This is a genomic window from Bradyrhizobium sp. USDA 4461, from assembly GCF_054055655.1.
In genome coordinates this window covers 1,995,712-2,010,218 of the sequence record NZ_JBSRXM010000001.1, presented here as the reverse complement: position 1 = coordinate 2,010,218, position 14,507 = coordinate 1,995,712, and the positions used below count along the sequence as shown (strand labels likewise).

Sequence of the window (14,507 nt, the reverse complement as noted above, 5' to 3'; positions counted from 1 at the left end):
GGGCGGAGACACATAATGACAAAAATCAGGATCGGTCTGGCCGGCTGCGGCTTCGTGTCGGAGCTGCATATGGTCGCGTATCGGCGGGTTTATGGCGTCGATGTCGAGGTGAGGGCGGTCGCGGCGCGCGGCGATCATGTCAATGAGTTCGCCCGCAAGCATGAAATCCCGAACGCCTATCGCAGCTTCGCCGAGCTGGTCGCCGACCGCGAGCTCGACGTGATCGACATCTGCACGCCGCCGAACCTGCACGCCGCGATGATCGTCGAGGCCATGCAGGCCGGCAAGCACGTGATCTGCGAAAAGCCGTTCAGCGGCTATTTCGGGCAGCCCGGTGACAAGACGCCGATCGGCAGGCATGTGCCGAAGGCGCTGATGTATCAGCGCGTGATGGAGGAGATGGAGGCAACGCGCGCCGCAATCGAAAAGACCAGCCGGCTGTTCATGTATGCGGAGGACTGGATCTACGCGCCCGCGGTGGCCAAGTCCGCGGAGATCATCCGCGCAACCGGCGACAAGATCCTGTTCATGAAAGGCGAGGAGAGCCATTCCGGCTCGCATGCCGCGCATGCCGCAGAATGGGCGATGACCGGCGGCGGCTCGCTGATCCGGATGGGCTGCCATCCGTTGTCTGCCGTGCTCTATCTCAAGCAGGTCGAGGCCCGCGCACGTGGCGAGACCATCAATGTTGCGAGCGTCACCTGCGATGTCGGCAATGTCACGGCTGGGCTGAAGCCGGAGGAGCGCGCCTATATCAAGGCCAATCCGGTCGATGTCGAGGACTGGGGCACGCTGACCGCGACCTTCTCCGACGGCACCAAGGCCACGGTGTTTTCCGGCGACATGATCATGGGCGGCGTGCGCAATCTGATCGAGACCTATACGAGCGGCGGCTCGCTGTTCGCCAACATCACGCCGAACACGCATCTGACGAGCTACCAGACCTCAGAAGAGAAGCTCGCCAGCGTCTACATCACCGAGAAGGTCGACCGCAAAGCCGGCTGGCAATATGTCTGCCTCGAGGAAGAATGGACCCGCGGCTATCTGCAGGAGATCCAGGATTTCATGGAATGCGTTGCGACCGGGCGGCAGCCGCTCGCCGATCTTGCGCTGGCGTATGAGACGACGAAGGTGAACTACGCCGGCTATTGGGCTGCGGATGAGGGGCGGCGGGTGGTGCTGTAGGATGGCGGGCAATAGCGAGATTACTCTCTCGCGCGTGCCACGCTCGCGCCGTCATCCTGAGGAGCGCGGAACGCGCGTCTCGAAGGATGCACGGCCCGGCCGGTGGCCGTCGATCCTTCGAGACGCCCGCGAGTGCGGGCTCCTCAGGATGACGGGGATGGTTGCCAACCAGCCGCGACAAGAATCAACCCTAAGCCCCGTACACCGATCCCTTCGGCAGCGGAAACACCGGGTCTTGCGTGCGGATATTGGTCGGCCACACCACGGTGATGCGCTCGCCGGCGTTCTGCATCACCACGGGGGTCGAGCGCTCGTTCTGGCCCGACATCGGCGTACCCGGCGGATAGAATTTCACGCCATAGCCCTGGATGGTGCCGCCTGGCGGGATGTCGACGTCGAGCGCGGCCTTGCGGATCGCTTCGGGATCGAAGCCGCCATATTTCTCCTTGGCGACCGGCAGCACGTTGTTGAGCAGGACCCAGGTCTGGTTGAAGCCCATCGAGCAGTGCGGCGGCACCTCGGTGGCGCTGGTCTTCTCGCGGTAGCGCGCGACCATCACCTTGGTGAGATCGCCGACCCCCGGCGCCAGCTTGGCCGGATCGAGCAGCTGCGCCGGCACCGGGTCGATGTTGCAGAAATTGTCGATGTCGGCGCCGAAGGTGGTGCGCAGCTTGTCGAGCTGGCTGTAGCCGGCGCCGGCGCCGAACAGCATCTTGAACCTCAGCCCGCTCTCGCGCGCCTGGCGCAGGAACAGCGTGATGTCGGGATTGTAGCCGGCATGCGAGATGATGTCGGCCTTGGCGCGCTTCAGCTTGGTCACCAGCACCGAGAGGTCGGGCGCGGAGGCCGAATAGCCTTCCTTGAGCACGACCTGCAACCCGGCCTCCTTGGCGAAGGTTTCGTCGGCGGCGGCGACGCCGACGCCGTAGGGGCCGTCCTCATGGATCAGCGCGACCTTGACGTCCTTCGGCTCCATGCCGAGCTTGGCCTTGGCGTGCTCGGCGAGGAAGCCGCCAAAGGCCTGGCCGTACTGGTCGGAATGGATCTGGGCGCGGAACACGTATTGCAGGTTCTTGTCCTTGAACACGGCGGTCGAGACCGCGGTCGTGATCCACAGGATGCGCTTCTGCTGCTCGACCTTGGCGGCGAGCGGCACCGCGTGCGAGCTCGCGAACACGCCGTTAAGGATGTCGACCTTCTCCTGGTCGATCAGCCGATTGGCCTCGTTGATCGCGACGTCAGGCTTGCTCTGGGAATCGACGTTGACCGGCACGATCTTGTATTTGCCGCCGACGCCGCCCTTCTCGTTGACGAGATCGATCGCGATCTGGGTACCGATCGAGGAGGCGACCGAGCCGCCGGCGGCGAACGGGCCGGTCAGATCGTAGATCACGCCGATCCGGACCGTCTCGGCTTGCGCCTGCGCGCGTGTCCAATCGAAGCTGAAAGCAGCGGCGGCAGCCGCTGAAGTCTTCAGCAGCGTCCTGCGTGAAGTCGGCATCGCGTCCTCCCCTGAAACCGTCGATTGTGTGACGGGTGTTTCTTGCTTTTCGCGGAGTATTGGGAGGAGAGGTCGGAAAGTCAACGCGATTGGGGCTGCGGTGCCTTGCGCTTTGGTCGAGGTCAGCCACATCAACACTGTCGTCGCCCGGCTTGACCGGGCGACCCAGTATTCCAGAGACAGCAGTGCTTGAGCCGATAAGCCGCGGCGTACTGGATCGCCCGGTCAAGCCGGGCGATGACAGTGATAAAGCGGTTAGGCGCGCGCCATCGGGCACAGAGACGTTGAAACCTACTCCATCACCGCGGCGTGATCCGACGGCGCCGACTGCGTGCGCAGCGTGGCCTTGGTCGAGCCGATCATCAGCGCGAGCGGGATCGAGACCAGGATGAAGATCATCACCAGCTGGTAGTCGTGCGAGAACGCGATGATCTGCGACTGCGCCGCCACCATCCGGTCGGCCATCGCGCGGCCGGCATCGGTGTTGAGGTTGATCATCCCGGACACGTCGGGCATCTGCAGCGCGTGGTTGAACGGATTGATCTGCTCCGACAGCTTGGCGTAGATCCGCCGCGAGCCCTCGGTGAGCTGCGCGATCACGATCGAGATGCCGACCGAGCTCGCGACGTTGCGCAGCAGCGTCAGCATCGAGGTGCCGTCGGTGCGCAGCTGGCCCGGCAGCGTCAGGAACGCGACCGTCGACAGCGGCACGAACACCAGGCCGAAGCCAAAGCCCTGGATCACGCTGACGACGATGATTTCGGTCGCCTGCGTCATGTCGGTCCAGCCGGTCATCTGGAACAGCGATGCTGCGGTCAGTCCCAGCCCGGAGATGATCAGCGTGCGCGCCTCGATATAGCGCATCAGGCGGCCGACCAGCATCATCGCAACGAACGTGCCGAAGCCGCGGCTCGCCAGCAGCAGCCCGGCGGTGATGATCGGATAGCCGACCACGTTCTGCAAGTAAGGCGAGGACAGCGCCATGGTCGAATACAGCACGAGGCCCATCACAGTCATGAACACGCAGCCGCCGAGGAAGTTCTTGTCCTTGAACAGCGCGAACTGGATGAACGGCCGGCTGGTGGTCAGCGAATGGGCGAAGAAATAGTAGAAGCCGATCGCCGAGACGATGAACTCGATCATGATCTCGTTGGATTCCAGCCAGCCAAGCTGCTCGCCGCGGTCGAGCGCGAGCTGCAGCGAGCCGATCGCGATCGCGAGCGCGCCGAAGCCGAACCAGTCGAAGCGCAGATTGAGGTCCTGCTTGGTCTCGTCCATGAACACCGCGAGGCCGACCACGGTGATCGCGCCGAACGGCAAATTGACGAAGAACACCCAGTGCCAGGAATAGGTCTCGGTCAGCCACGCGCCCAATGACGGCCCCATGATCGGGCCCATCATCACGCCCATGCCCCAGATCGACATTGCCTTCGCCCGCTCATGCAATGCGTAGGAGTCGAGCATCACCGCCTGCGACAGCGGCACCAGGGCGGCGCCGAACACGCCCTGCAACAGGCGGAACAGGACCATCTGGTTGATGTCCTGCGCCAGGCCGCACAGCACGGATGCAATGGTGAAGCCGGCCGAGCAGATGATGAAGATGCGCTTGCGGCCATAGCGGTTGGCGATCCAGCCCACCGGCGCGGTCATGATCGCAGCGGCGACGATGTAGGAGGTCAAGACCCAGTTGATCTGGTCCTGCGAGGCCGACAGCGAGCCCTGCATATAGGGCAGCGCGACGTTGGCGATCGTGGTGTCGAGCGCCTGCATGATCGTCGCGGTCATTGCGCAGATCGTCACCATGTTCCGGCGCATGCCGGGCACGGCGGATGGTGACGGTGCATTCATTCGCGTCTTAGTCCTGGTGATCCGGGTGCGCCGAGGCCGAGCCCAGCCCGAGCAGGCCGGCCAGCGAGCGGCGGTGGTTGGTGTCGATCGTGGCGTAGACGCTCATGCCGGCCTTCAGCTTCTTCACGAACGGATCGTTCTCGTCGAAATAGATCCGCACCGGCACGCGCTGCACCACCTTGACGAAATTGCCGGTGGCGTTCTGCGGCGGCAGGATCGCGAACTGCGCGCCAGTGCCGGGCGACAGCGAGCCGATCTTGCCCTTGAACTGATGGTTCGGGAACGCGTCCACATCGAGCTCGACCGGCTGGCCGACTGCGACATAGGTGAAGTCGCTTTCCTTCGGATTGGCGTCGACCCAGGGATGGTCGACGTCGATTACCGAGAACACCGGCGCGCCGGCGGTGACGAAGCGGCCGAGCTGGATCTGGTCGACCTGGGTCGCGACGCCGTCCATCGGCGCGCGCAGCACGGTGTGGTCGAGGTTGCGCTGGGCGTCGTCGAGCTTGGCCTTGGCCTGGGCATAGGGCGGGAATTGCTCGATCGGCAGGTCGACATCGCCGAGCAGCTGCGTCTTGTCCTTCGAAATCTGCTGCTTGATGTATTGCGCCAGGCTCTCGGCGGTCACCTGCGCGTTGGCGGCGTTGTCGAGGTCGAGCTGCGAGCCGAAATTCTGCTTGGCAAGCGTCGACTTGCGCTCGACGTCGCGCTTCTTCAGTTCGACGCTCTGCTGGGCGAAGTCCAGCATCCTGGTGTTGATCTTGATGTTGTCGACCAGCGTGTCATAGGTGGTTTTGGTCTGGTCGAGCGCGGCCTTGGCCTGCGCGACCGCGAGGCGGAACGGCACCGGATCGATCTCGAACAGCTCGTCGCCCTTCTTGACGTGCTGGCCTTCCTTGACGACGATCTTGTCGATCTTGCCGGAGATTTCCGGGGTGATCAGCACCTTCTGCGCGCCGACATAGGCGTCGTCGGTGCCGACATAGCGGCCGCCATTGAGATAGAACACGATGCCGCCGATCGCGGCTACGGTCGGCAGCACGACGAGCAGCAGCATGCGGCGATAGCGCCGCAGGCCGGCCATCAGGCGGCGGCGCGGCGCGCGGCTGGCTTTTCCTGCCGGCGCGGGCTCGCCCGGATTGCTCTTCTGCTCGGGAGCCAGCTTGAGGACGGGTTCAGCCATAGCGCTGTTCCTTTCGGGAGGGCTCGCCGGCTGGGCTTTGGATGGCATCGCGAACGTTTTCCTTGATCGATTCCAGTTGAGTGAGCAGGCGATGCGCGTCGGCCGGGCTGATGCCCTCGAGCGCGGTCGCGGTGATTTCGGAACGGAGGCCGGCGAGCTTGCCGAGCAGCGGGCGGGCGGCCTTCTTCAGATAGAGGCGGTTGACGCGGCGGTCGGTCTCGTCGCTGCGGCGTTCGATCCAGCCATTGTCGCAGAGCTTGTCGATCAGCCGCGTCAATGTGATCGGCTGCATCTCGAGCAGCTCGGCGAGCTCGGTCTGCTTCAATCCCTCCTGGCGTTCCACCTTGGACAGGACGGCCCATTGCGCGCGGGTGATGCCGTAGCGCGCGGCCTCCTTGTCGGCATAGACGCGGATCAGTCGGAACAATTCGCCCAGCGTAAACATGAACTCCGTGTCCACGGAACCGCGCATCGATCCTGCCTCCATAAGCTTGGCATATAATAAGCTTGCTTATGATTTCTGCACGTCGGGTTAACGGAGGGCTGCTCCGCATTGCGGGCATGGCTGCATGGCGGCGGGGTATCTGGTGGGCCGGGCTATGGGAACGGGCGCGAAAATGCTACATATCGGGCAATGAGCCTGGCCAAGCCGACATTTCCTGCCCCCGACCACGATCATGGCCGTTGCGCCGCCGACGCGATGGCGCATGCCGAGCAGGTGTGTGCGCGCCGCGGCCAGAAATTCACCCCGATCCGGCGTCAGGTGCTGCAGGCGCTGCTGTCGAGCCATCGTCCGCTCGGCGCCTATGAGGTGATCGACGAACTGGCCAAGACGATGCCGCGGCCGGCACCGATTACCGTCTATCGCGCGCTCGACTTCCTGATGGAGAATGGCCTCGTTCACCGCATCGAGAGCCGCAACGCCTTCCTCGCCTGCGCCCACGACCATGACGAGGCCTCGATGGTGGCGTTCCTGATCTGCGACCATTGCGGCTCGGTCGGCGAGATCCCCGCCGCCCCCGTCGCGCAAAGCCTGACCGCGGCGGCGCGGGCCTCGGGCTTCATCCCGAAGCTCTCCGTGGTCGAGATCGCCGGCACCTGCGCGCATTGCCAGAAATGATGTTCTTCCCCCGTCATTGCGAGGAGCGAAGCGACGAAGCAATCCATGCTTCGGCAAGTGGCGAAATGGATTGCTTCGCTCCGCTCGCAATGACGATTCCAGCGACGCGCGAATACTGACAACAACACGGCAGCAAGCCGGCCCGCGAGGAAACATGTCGACCCAAGCGATCACAGCCCACGTCACGAGGCCCGTCAGCATCGGCCACGGGCTGCCGCCCGGCGCCATCGCGGTGATGCTGATGCTGTGCGTGAGCTGGGGTTTCAACCAGCTCGCGGTCAAGCTGGCGCTGCCCGACGTGCCGCCGATGCTGCAGGCGATGATCCGGTCCGCCGGCGCGCTGCCGGTGATGCTGATTGTCGGTCATCTGCGCGGTGTGAAGTTCTTCGAACGCGACGGCACGCTGGTCCCCGGCATCATCGCAGGCCTGATGTTCGGCTGCGAGTTCGTGCTGATCTTCACCGGCCTTGTCTTCACCTCGGCCTCGCGCGCTTCGGTGTTCCTCTACACCGCGCCGTTCTTCGTCGCGCTCGGCTCGCACCAGTTCCTCGGCGAGCGCCTCTCCACCGTGCAATGGAGCGGCCTTGCGCTGAGCTTTGCCGGCGTCGCGCTCGCGATCGGCGTGCCGCAGCCCAATGTCGACGCCAAGGTACTGCTCGGCGATCTCATGGTGGTCGGCGGCGGCGCGCTGTGGGCGGCGACCACGCTGGTTGCCAAGGGCACGCGCCTGCGCAACGCCGCGCCGGAAAAGGCGCTCGGCTACCAGGTTGCGATCTCGATCCCGATCCTCGGCTTCGCCGCCTGGATCGCCGGCGAGCGCATCGCGCATGTGCCGAGCGCGCTGTCGCTCTCGCTGCTCGCCTATCAGGCGGTCTGGGTGGTGGGCTGCACTTTCGTGATCTGGTTTGCGATGGTGAAGACCTATTCGGCCAGCAAGCTGTCGGCCTTCACCTTCATCACGCCGCTGTTCGGCGTCGTCGCGGCGTATTTCATCATGCACGACACGCTGACGCCGGTGTTCGGCGTCGCCGCGCTGTTCGTGATCGCCGGGCTCTATCTCGTCAACAAGCCCGACCCGAAGGTGACGCCGGACCCGAACGTGCCGGCGTGACCACCCGTCATTCCGGGGCTCGCGAAGCGAGAGCCCGGAATCCATTGGACCGCATAACGCGCGGACGAATGGATTCCGGGCTCGTGCTTCGCACGCCCCGGAATGACGGATGGAGCGATGTGCGCTTCGCCAGGACGACGAAGGAGGAGGCATGGCGCCCCGTCCACTACCCCCGCTCGATCGGCAATTCCGCATCCTTCGCCCATTCGCCCATCGAGCCGTCATAGAGCGTGAGATTGTCGTAGCCGAGCCGATGCAGCTGGAACAGGTCGATGGTGGCGGAGATGCCGCCGCCGCAATAGGCGACGATGCGCTTGTCTTTCGTGATGCCTTGGGCAGCGAAGGTCGCCTCGGCTTCCTCAAGCGGCACGAACGTCTTGTCCTTCGGATCGATCAGGCTTGCCGCCGGCACGCTGACGCTGCCGGGGATGCGGCCCGGCCTGCCGTAACGGCTCGGCTCCAGCCCCTTGTAGAATTGCGGGCCGAGCGCGTTGACGATCACGGTGTCGGCTTCGGTGGTGGCGGCGAGCACGTCATGCTTGTCGACGAACATGCCCTGCTTCGGCCGCGCCGCAAACGCGGCCTGCGGATATCCGCCGGCAAGCCCGGTCTCGATGTCGCGGCCCTCGGCGGTCCATTTGTCGATGCCGCCGTCGAGCACGGCGGCGCCCTCGAAGCCGAGCGAGCGCAGCATCCACCAGAATCGCGTCGCCCACATCGCTGTGCCGATCGAATACAGCACCACGCGGCTGCTGGCCGAGATGCCGTGGCGGCCGAACGCGGCCTCGAGCTGAGCTCGCGGCGGCATCATGAAGCGCAGGTCGGTATGGGCGTCGGAGAATTCGGCCTGCAAATCGAGGAAATTCGCGCCCGGAATATGCCCGGCCTCGAAGGTCTGGCGGCCCGAGACGACGACATAGGGAATATTGCTGCCCGCGGGGGCCGGCTCCAGATAGGTGGTGCAGTCGAACAGCCGCAGATCGGGCCGGGTCAGGATCTCGGCAAGTTCCGCCGTGCTGATCAGTTCGCTATGATCGGCCATGTCACGTCCTCCCGGCATGTCTTAACGGGATGCTAAGATGCGCCGGATCACATGAAAAGCTGTCACTTTGCCCTTTGATTCACCCCAATTCGGCCCAATATAGCTGTCCATGCAGGACGCCGCTGCATGGCTTGCGTTTGGCCTCAATCGGCGCGATAAGCTGTTGAATTCACTCCGAAACATGATCGTTCGGCCCGACTTGTGCGCGGCCCATCGCCCCCTTGGTGAATGTCACCAAAACCTGATATTCGAGACGCCATGAACAAGCCCGAGATTTTGCCGCAAGACGACGTCGCCGGCCCCGCGCCGCGGCACCACACCACGCAGGTCATGGTCGGCAATGTCGCCGTCGGCGGCGGTGCGCCGATCGTCGTGCAGTCGATGACCAACACCGACACCGCCGACGTCGATGGCACCATCGCCCAGGTCGCCGCGCTCTCGCGTGCCGGCTCCGAGATGGTGCGCATCACCGTCGACCGCGAGGAAGCCGCTGCCGCCGTGCCGCACATCCGCGACGGCCTGCGCAAGCGCGGCATCACCACGCCCCTGATCGGTGACTTCCACTATATCGGCCACAAGCTGCTCGCCGAATATCCGGCCTGCGCCGAGGCGCTCGACAAGTACCGCATCAATCCCGGCAATGTCGGCTTCAAGAACAAGCGCGACACCCAGTTCGCCGACATCATCGAGATCGCCAACAAGAACAACAAGCCGGTGCGCATCGGCGCCAATTGGGGCTCGCTCGACCAGGAGCTGCTGACCAAGCTGATGGACGAGAACACGGCCTCGCCGAATCCGCGCGATGCCCGCGCGGTGACGCGTGAAGCGATGGTGCAGTCGGCGCTGCTGTCGGCCGCCCGTGCCCAAGAGCTCGGCATGCCCAAGAACAGGATGATCCTGTCGGCGAAGGTCTCCGCCGTGCAGGACCTGATCGCGGTCTATCAGGAGCTGGCGCGGCGCTCGGATTACGCGATCCATCTCGGCCTCACCGAGGCCGGCATGGGCTCGAAGGGCATCGTGGCGTCCTCGGCCGCGCTCGGCATCCTCTTGCAGCAGGGCATCGGCGACACCATCCGCATCTCGCTGACGCCGGAGCCCGGCGGCGACCGCACGCTGGAAGTGCAGGTCGCGCAGGAATTGCTGCAGACCATGGGCTTCCGCACCTTCGTGCCGCTGGTTGCGGCCTGCCCCGGCTGCGGCCGTACCACCTCGACCACGTTCCAGGAGCTGGCGCGCTCGATCCAGGATTTCATCCGCGACGAGATGCCGGCCTGGAAGACCAAATATCCGGGCGTCGAGCAGCTCAACGTCGCGGTGATGGGCTGCATCGTCAACGGCCCCGGCGAATCCAAGCACGCCAATATCGGCATCTCGCTGCCCGGCACCGGCGAAGCACCGGCCGCGCCCGTGTTCGTCGACGGCAAGAAGTTCCGCACCCTGCGTGGCCCCGGCATCGCCGCCGACTTCAAGGCACTGGTGATCGACTACATCGACCAGAAGTACGGCAACGGCGCCAAGCTGCCGGAGACGGTGGGCGCCGCGGAATAAACCTGATGTGGCCGTAGCCCGGATGGAGCGTCAGCGAAATCCGGGACGCCGCTGCCATCCATGGGAGGCACCCGGATTGCGCTTCGCTGCATCCGGGCTACGATGGTCAAAACAAGAACCATCGGGAGAACACCCATGAGCTCGCTGTCCGGCAAGCAAGGTCCGCGCTACCGCCACCTCGCCGACCAATCCGAGCCCTATGAGACCATCGGCGTCGAGAAGCTGACGCCGATCATCGGCGCGGAAATCTCCGGCGTCGATATCGGCAAGCTGATCTCCGACGATGCGCGCTCCAACCGCCAGATGGACGAGATCCATCGCGCGCTCGCCGAAAACCTCGTCATCTTCTTCCGCGACCAGCATATCACCCCGCAACAGCATCTCGCCTTCGGCCGCAAGTTCGGCGAGCTGCATGTGCATCCGGCCGCGCCCAATGAGGGCGACCCGGCGCTGATGAAGATCTATGCCGACAAGGATAGCCCACGCGCCAATGGCGAGGGCTGGCACACCGACGTGTCCTGCGATCTCGAACCGCCGATGGGCTCGATCCTCTACATCAAGCAGTGCCCGCCGCGCGGCGGCGACACGCTGTTCGCCAACATGTACGCCGCCTATGAGGCGCTGTCGGATCGCATGAAGGCCTATCTCGACGGGCTGACCGCACTGCATGACGGCGAGCAGACTTATCGCGGGCTGTATGCCAACTACGGCGTCGCCGACAAGCGGGAATATCCCCGCGCCGAGCATCCGGTGGTGCGCACCCATCCGGTGACGGGGAAGAAATCGCTCTACGTCAATCGCGGCTTCACGCGCTTCATCGTCGGTATTCCCCGCGACGAGAGCGACGCCATGCTGGCCTATCTCTACCAGCATGCCGAGAACCCGCTGTTCCAGTGCCGCTTCCGCTGGACCGAGAACGCGATCGCATTCTGGGACAATCGCTGTGCCCAGCACCGCGCGATGTGGGATTACTGGCCGCACACCCGCTCCGGCACCCGCGTGACGGTGAAGGGTGAACGGCCGGTGTGAGGACAGCGCTCGCCTGACGCCGTCGCGCCCCGCCGTGCCGTTTCAGCGTCGTCCACAACGCTGCGCACTGAACGGGGGTAACCCTTGCGGGTCATAGTATCCGTGAGCCGGTGAGCCCTATGATGCCGCATCAGAATGGGCAATATCACCATGCGGCAGGTGATAGTGGACGCGCGCGGCCATGAGAACATCGTCGTTCGCGACGATGGCAGGAACTCAAGCTGTGAAGTGACCGGCTCGCGCGTCAAATCGGGTCCAGCGCCATTTGCTCCGAGGACGATGCGCCGGGCAGTTCCCGTATGGTTCGCAACAACCCTTGCGGCAATGTGTATCTCGGATCCGCCGGGTTCCGGCAGCGCGCAGGCGCAGTCCAATGGCGTCGCTGCAAGTTCCCCGCAACTTGCGCAGGCAAAAGCAAAGCCCGCCGGTGACGCCGGCAAAGCCAAGGAACCGTCGCAAGCTGCCGATGCGCTCGCCCGCGAACTTGCGGCGGCACAGAAAGAGATTGAATCGCTGCAGGGCTTGCTGACCAAGGAACGCGAAAATTCTACTCGGGTCGAGACTGATCTGCGGAGCGAAGCCGACAAACTGAGAAAGTCGCTGCAGGACATGCCGCAAGGCAGCACGGCGGACTTGCAGAAAGCGCTGGGGCAGGAGCATGAGCGGGCCGTGCAGTTGGAGCAGAACCTCGCGTCGGCTCGGCGTGACGTGGAAGCGCAATCGGCCGCGGCGGCCAAGGCGAGCGACGAATTGGCCAGGCTGAGGCCGGCAACGGAAGAACTGCGCCGATCGATGCAGCGGGAGCGCGAGCGGGGCGATGCCCTGGCGCAAGATCTCTCGACTGCGCGCAACAAGGTCTACACATACGAAGCCCAGGCAACCAAAGCCGGCGCCGAAGCGGCGCGTCTGAAGGCGGCCCCGCAGGGCGGCATGGCGGACGTGCAGAAGTCGCTGGTGCAGGAGCGGGAGCGGGCCGCGGGACTCGAGAAGGACCTTGCGGCAGCTCGTCGTACCGTTGAAGCGCAAACCGCGCTGGCGACCAAGGCCAGCGATGAGGCGGCGCGGCTGAGGGCGACCTCGCAAAGCGGCGCGGCTGACTTGCAGAGGTCGATGGAGAAGGAGCGCGAGCGCGCCGCGGGGCTGGAGAAGGACCTTGCGGCAGCTCGTCGTAACGTTGAAACGCAGACCGCGATGGCGGCCAAGGCCAGCGATGAGGCGGCTCGGCTGAAGAAGGCCTCCGAAAGCGGCGCGGCGGATTTGCAGAGGTCGATGGAGAAGGAGCGCGAGCGCGCCGCGGGGCTGGAGAAGGACCTTGCGGCAGCTCGTCGTAACGTTGAAACGCAGACCGCGCTGGCGGCCAAGGCCAGCGATGAGGCGGCTCGGCTGAAGCAGGCCTCCGAAAACGGCGCGGCGGACTTGCAGAGTTCGATGGAGAAGGAGCGTGAGCGCGCCGCGGGACTGGAGAAGGACCTTGCGGCGGCTCGTCGTGACGTGGAAACGCAAACCACGCTCGCTGCCAAGGCCAGCGATGAGGCGGCTCGGCTGAAGAAAGCCTCCGAAAGCGGCGCAACAGACTTGCAGAAGTCGCTGGCGCAGGAGCGTGAGCGGGCCGCGGGGTTGGAGAAGGACCTTGCGGCGGCCCGTCGTGAGGTTGAAACGCAAACCGCGCTGGCGGCCAAGGCCGGTGACGAGGCGACTCGGCTGAAGGGGACCTCGCAAAGCGGCGCGGCGGACTTGCAGAAGTCGCTGGCGGAGGAGCACGAGCGGGCTACGCGGTTGGAGCAGGACCTCGCGGCGGCCCGTCGTGAGGTGGAAACGCAAGCTGCGCTGGCAGCCAAGGCCGGTGACGAAGCGGATCGGCTGAAGAAGGCCTCCGAAAACGGCGCGGCAGACTTGCAGAAGTCGCTGGCGGAGGAGCACGAGCGCGCGGCGCGGTTGGAGCTGGACCTGGCGGCGGCTCGTCGTGACATGGAAGCGCAATCAGCGGCGACAGCCAAGGCGAGCGACGAACTGGCCAAGTTGAGGTTGGCAACGGACGCTGGCGCCGCGGACCAGCGCCAATCGATGCAGAAGGAGCACGAGAGGAGCGACGCTCTGGCGCAGGATCTGGCGACGGCGCGCAGCAAAATCTACGCCTACGAGGCTCAGGCGGCCAAGGCCCGCGACGAAGCCGTGCAGCACCAGCAGGCGGAGCCAAGCGATACCGCCGAGTTACGCCAATCACTCCAGCGCGAGCAGCAGCGGGCCGAACAACTGGCGCGTGATCTTGCAGCAAAGAGCCGCGAACTCGATACCCAGGCCGAGCAGGCGGCCGCAGCGAACGCGCAAGCCGCCACGGCGCAGCAGGCCGCGGAGCAATCCGTGGCCGAGCTGCGCAGTCTGCTGCAGAGCGAACGTGGCAGGGCCGAGCAGTTGGAGCGGGATCTTGCCTCGGCGCGCCGCGACGTCAGTGCGCCCGCCGCGAAAGTGCCGCCCGTCGCATCTCAAGTCGCCACCACCGGCAGCGTCGGCAAGTCCATGCAGGACGAGCCGGCGGGCGCGGCGGTGGGATCGATCGAGGACCGCGCTGCCGCGCCGCGAACGGCGGGCAATGCCGTGGTTCCGCCTGACGACGGTGCCCAGGAGGCGAGACTGATGGCGCGGGCGCGCTTGTTGCTGGAACAGGGCGATATCGGTGCTGCGCGGATCGTGCTGGAACGCGTCGCCGAGACCGGCAGCGCCCAGGCAAGCTTCGCGCTCGCGGAAACCTACGATCCGCAGACCCTGACGAGCTGGGGGACGTATGGCACGCGCGGCGATGCGGCCAAGGCACGCGACCTCTACGCGAAGGCCGAGGCGGGTGGAATCAAGGAAGCAAAGGCGCGCTTCGAAGCGCTGCGTTGATCGAACGATCGCAGCGAGAACGAACGCGCCGATGTCTGTTGTGCAAAGGAGCTGATC

11 protein-coding genes are annotated in these 14,507 nt (G+C 65.1%); 6 read left to right on the top strand and 5 right to left on the bottom strand.

The features are described from left to right. The first annotated feature begins 15 nt into the window (after positions 1-15). Positions 16-1,185, top strand: coding sequence for a Gfo/Idh/MocA family protein (locus ACVINW_RS09440; RefSeq protein WP_456751037.1), 1,170 nt, complete (start codon positions 16-18; stop codon positions 1,183-1,185). A 190-nt stretch (positions 1,186-1,375) separates the two neighbouring features. Here the strand turns inward: ACVINW_RS09440 and ACVINW_RS09435 are convergent, their stop codons facing one another. The 4 genes from ACVINW_RS09435 to ACVINW_RS09420 all read right to left on the bottom strand — a co-directional run bounded on the left by ACVINW_RS09435 (position 1,376) and on the right by ACVINW_RS09420 (position 6,189). Then, positions 1,376-2,686: an ABC transporter substrate-binding protein gene (locus ACVINW_RS09435; protein ID WP_456751036.1), complete on the bottom strand. Its 1,311-nt coding sequence runs from the start codon at positions 2,684-2,686 to the stop codon at positions 1,376-1,378. Between the two features lie 291 nt (positions 2,687-2,977). After that, positions 2,978-4,534, bottom strand: a complete 1,557-nt coding sequence (locus ACVINW_RS09430; RefSeq protein ID WP_456751035.1) for an MDR family MFS transporter — start codon at positions 4,532-4,534, stop codon at positions 2,978-2,980. Between the two features lie 7 nt (positions 4,535-4,541). Further along, complete coding sequence (locus ACVINW_RS09425; RefSeq protein WP_456751034.1) at positions 4,542-5,717, bottom strand: HlyD family secretion protein; 1,176 nt, start codon at positions 5,715-5,717, stop codon at positions 4,542-4,544. Further along, on the bottom strand, positions 5,710-6,189 hold the full coding sequence (locus ACVINW_RS09420) for a MarR family winged helix-turn-helix transcriptional regulator (RefSeq protein WP_456751033.1): 480 nt from the start codon (positions 6,187-6,189) through the stop codon (positions 5,710-5,712). The genes ACVINW_RS09425 and ACVINW_RS09420 overlap by 8 nt, the downstream gene beginning before the upstream one ends. A 162-nt stretch (positions 6,190-6,351) precedes the next feature. Here ACVINW_RS09420 and ACVINW_RS09415 point away from each other — a divergent pair, with 162 nt between their 5' ends. Both ACVINW_RS09415 and ACVINW_RS09410 read left to right on the top strand, forming a co-directional pair. Next, positions 6,352-6,837, top strand: a complete 486-nt coding sequence (locus ACVINW_RS09415; RefSeq protein ID WP_212021650.1) for a Fur family transcriptional regulator — start codon at positions 6,352-6,354, stop codon at positions 6,835-6,837. A 235-nt stretch (positions 6,838-7,072) separates the two neighbouring features. Next, a complete protein-coding gene (locus ACVINW_RS09410) occupies positions 7,073-7,948 on the top strand; it encodes a DMT family transporter (protein WP_456756351.1) in 876 nt (291 codons plus the stop codon). A gap of 166 nt (positions 7,949-8,114) precedes the next feature. Here the strand turns inward: ACVINW_RS09410 and ACVINW_RS09405 are convergent, their stop codons facing one another. Continuing rightward, positions 8,115-8,990, bottom strand: a complete 876-nt coding sequence (locus tag ACVINW_RS09405; RefSeq protein WP_456751032.1) for a sulfurtransferase — start codon at positions 8,988-8,990, stop codon at positions 8,115-8,117. A gap of 258 nt (positions 8,991-9,248) precedes the next feature. On the opposite strand from ACVINW_RS09405, the gene ispG reads away from it, so the two are divergent. The 3 genes from ispG (at position 9,249) to ACVINW_RS09390 (ending at position 14,450) form a co-directional block, all read left to right on the top strand. Next, positions 9,249-10,538 carry a flavodoxin-dependent (E)-4-hydroxy-3-methylbut-2-enyl-diphosphate synthase gene (ispG, locus tag ACVINW_RS09400; RefSeq protein ID WP_456751031.1) on the top strand — a complete coding sequence of 430 codons (1,290 nt, stop codon included), beginning with the start codon at positions 9,249-9,251 and terminating at the stop codon, positions 10,536-10,538. A 135-nt stretch (positions 10,539-10,673) separates the two neighbouring features. Further along, positions 10,674-11,567, top strand: coding sequence for a TauD/TfdA dioxygenase family protein (locus ACVINW_RS09395; protein ID WP_456751030.1), 894 nt, complete (start codon positions 10,674-10,676; stop codon positions 11,565-11,567). A 135-nt stretch (positions 11,568-11,702) separates the two neighbouring features. Continuing rightward, on the top strand, positions 11,703-14,450 hold the full coding sequence (locus ACVINW_RS09390) for a hypothetical protein (RefSeq protein ID WP_456751029.1): 2,748 nt from the start codon (positions 11,703-11,705) through the stop codon (positions 14,448-14,450). Positions 14,451-14,507 lie beyond the last annotated feature (57 nt).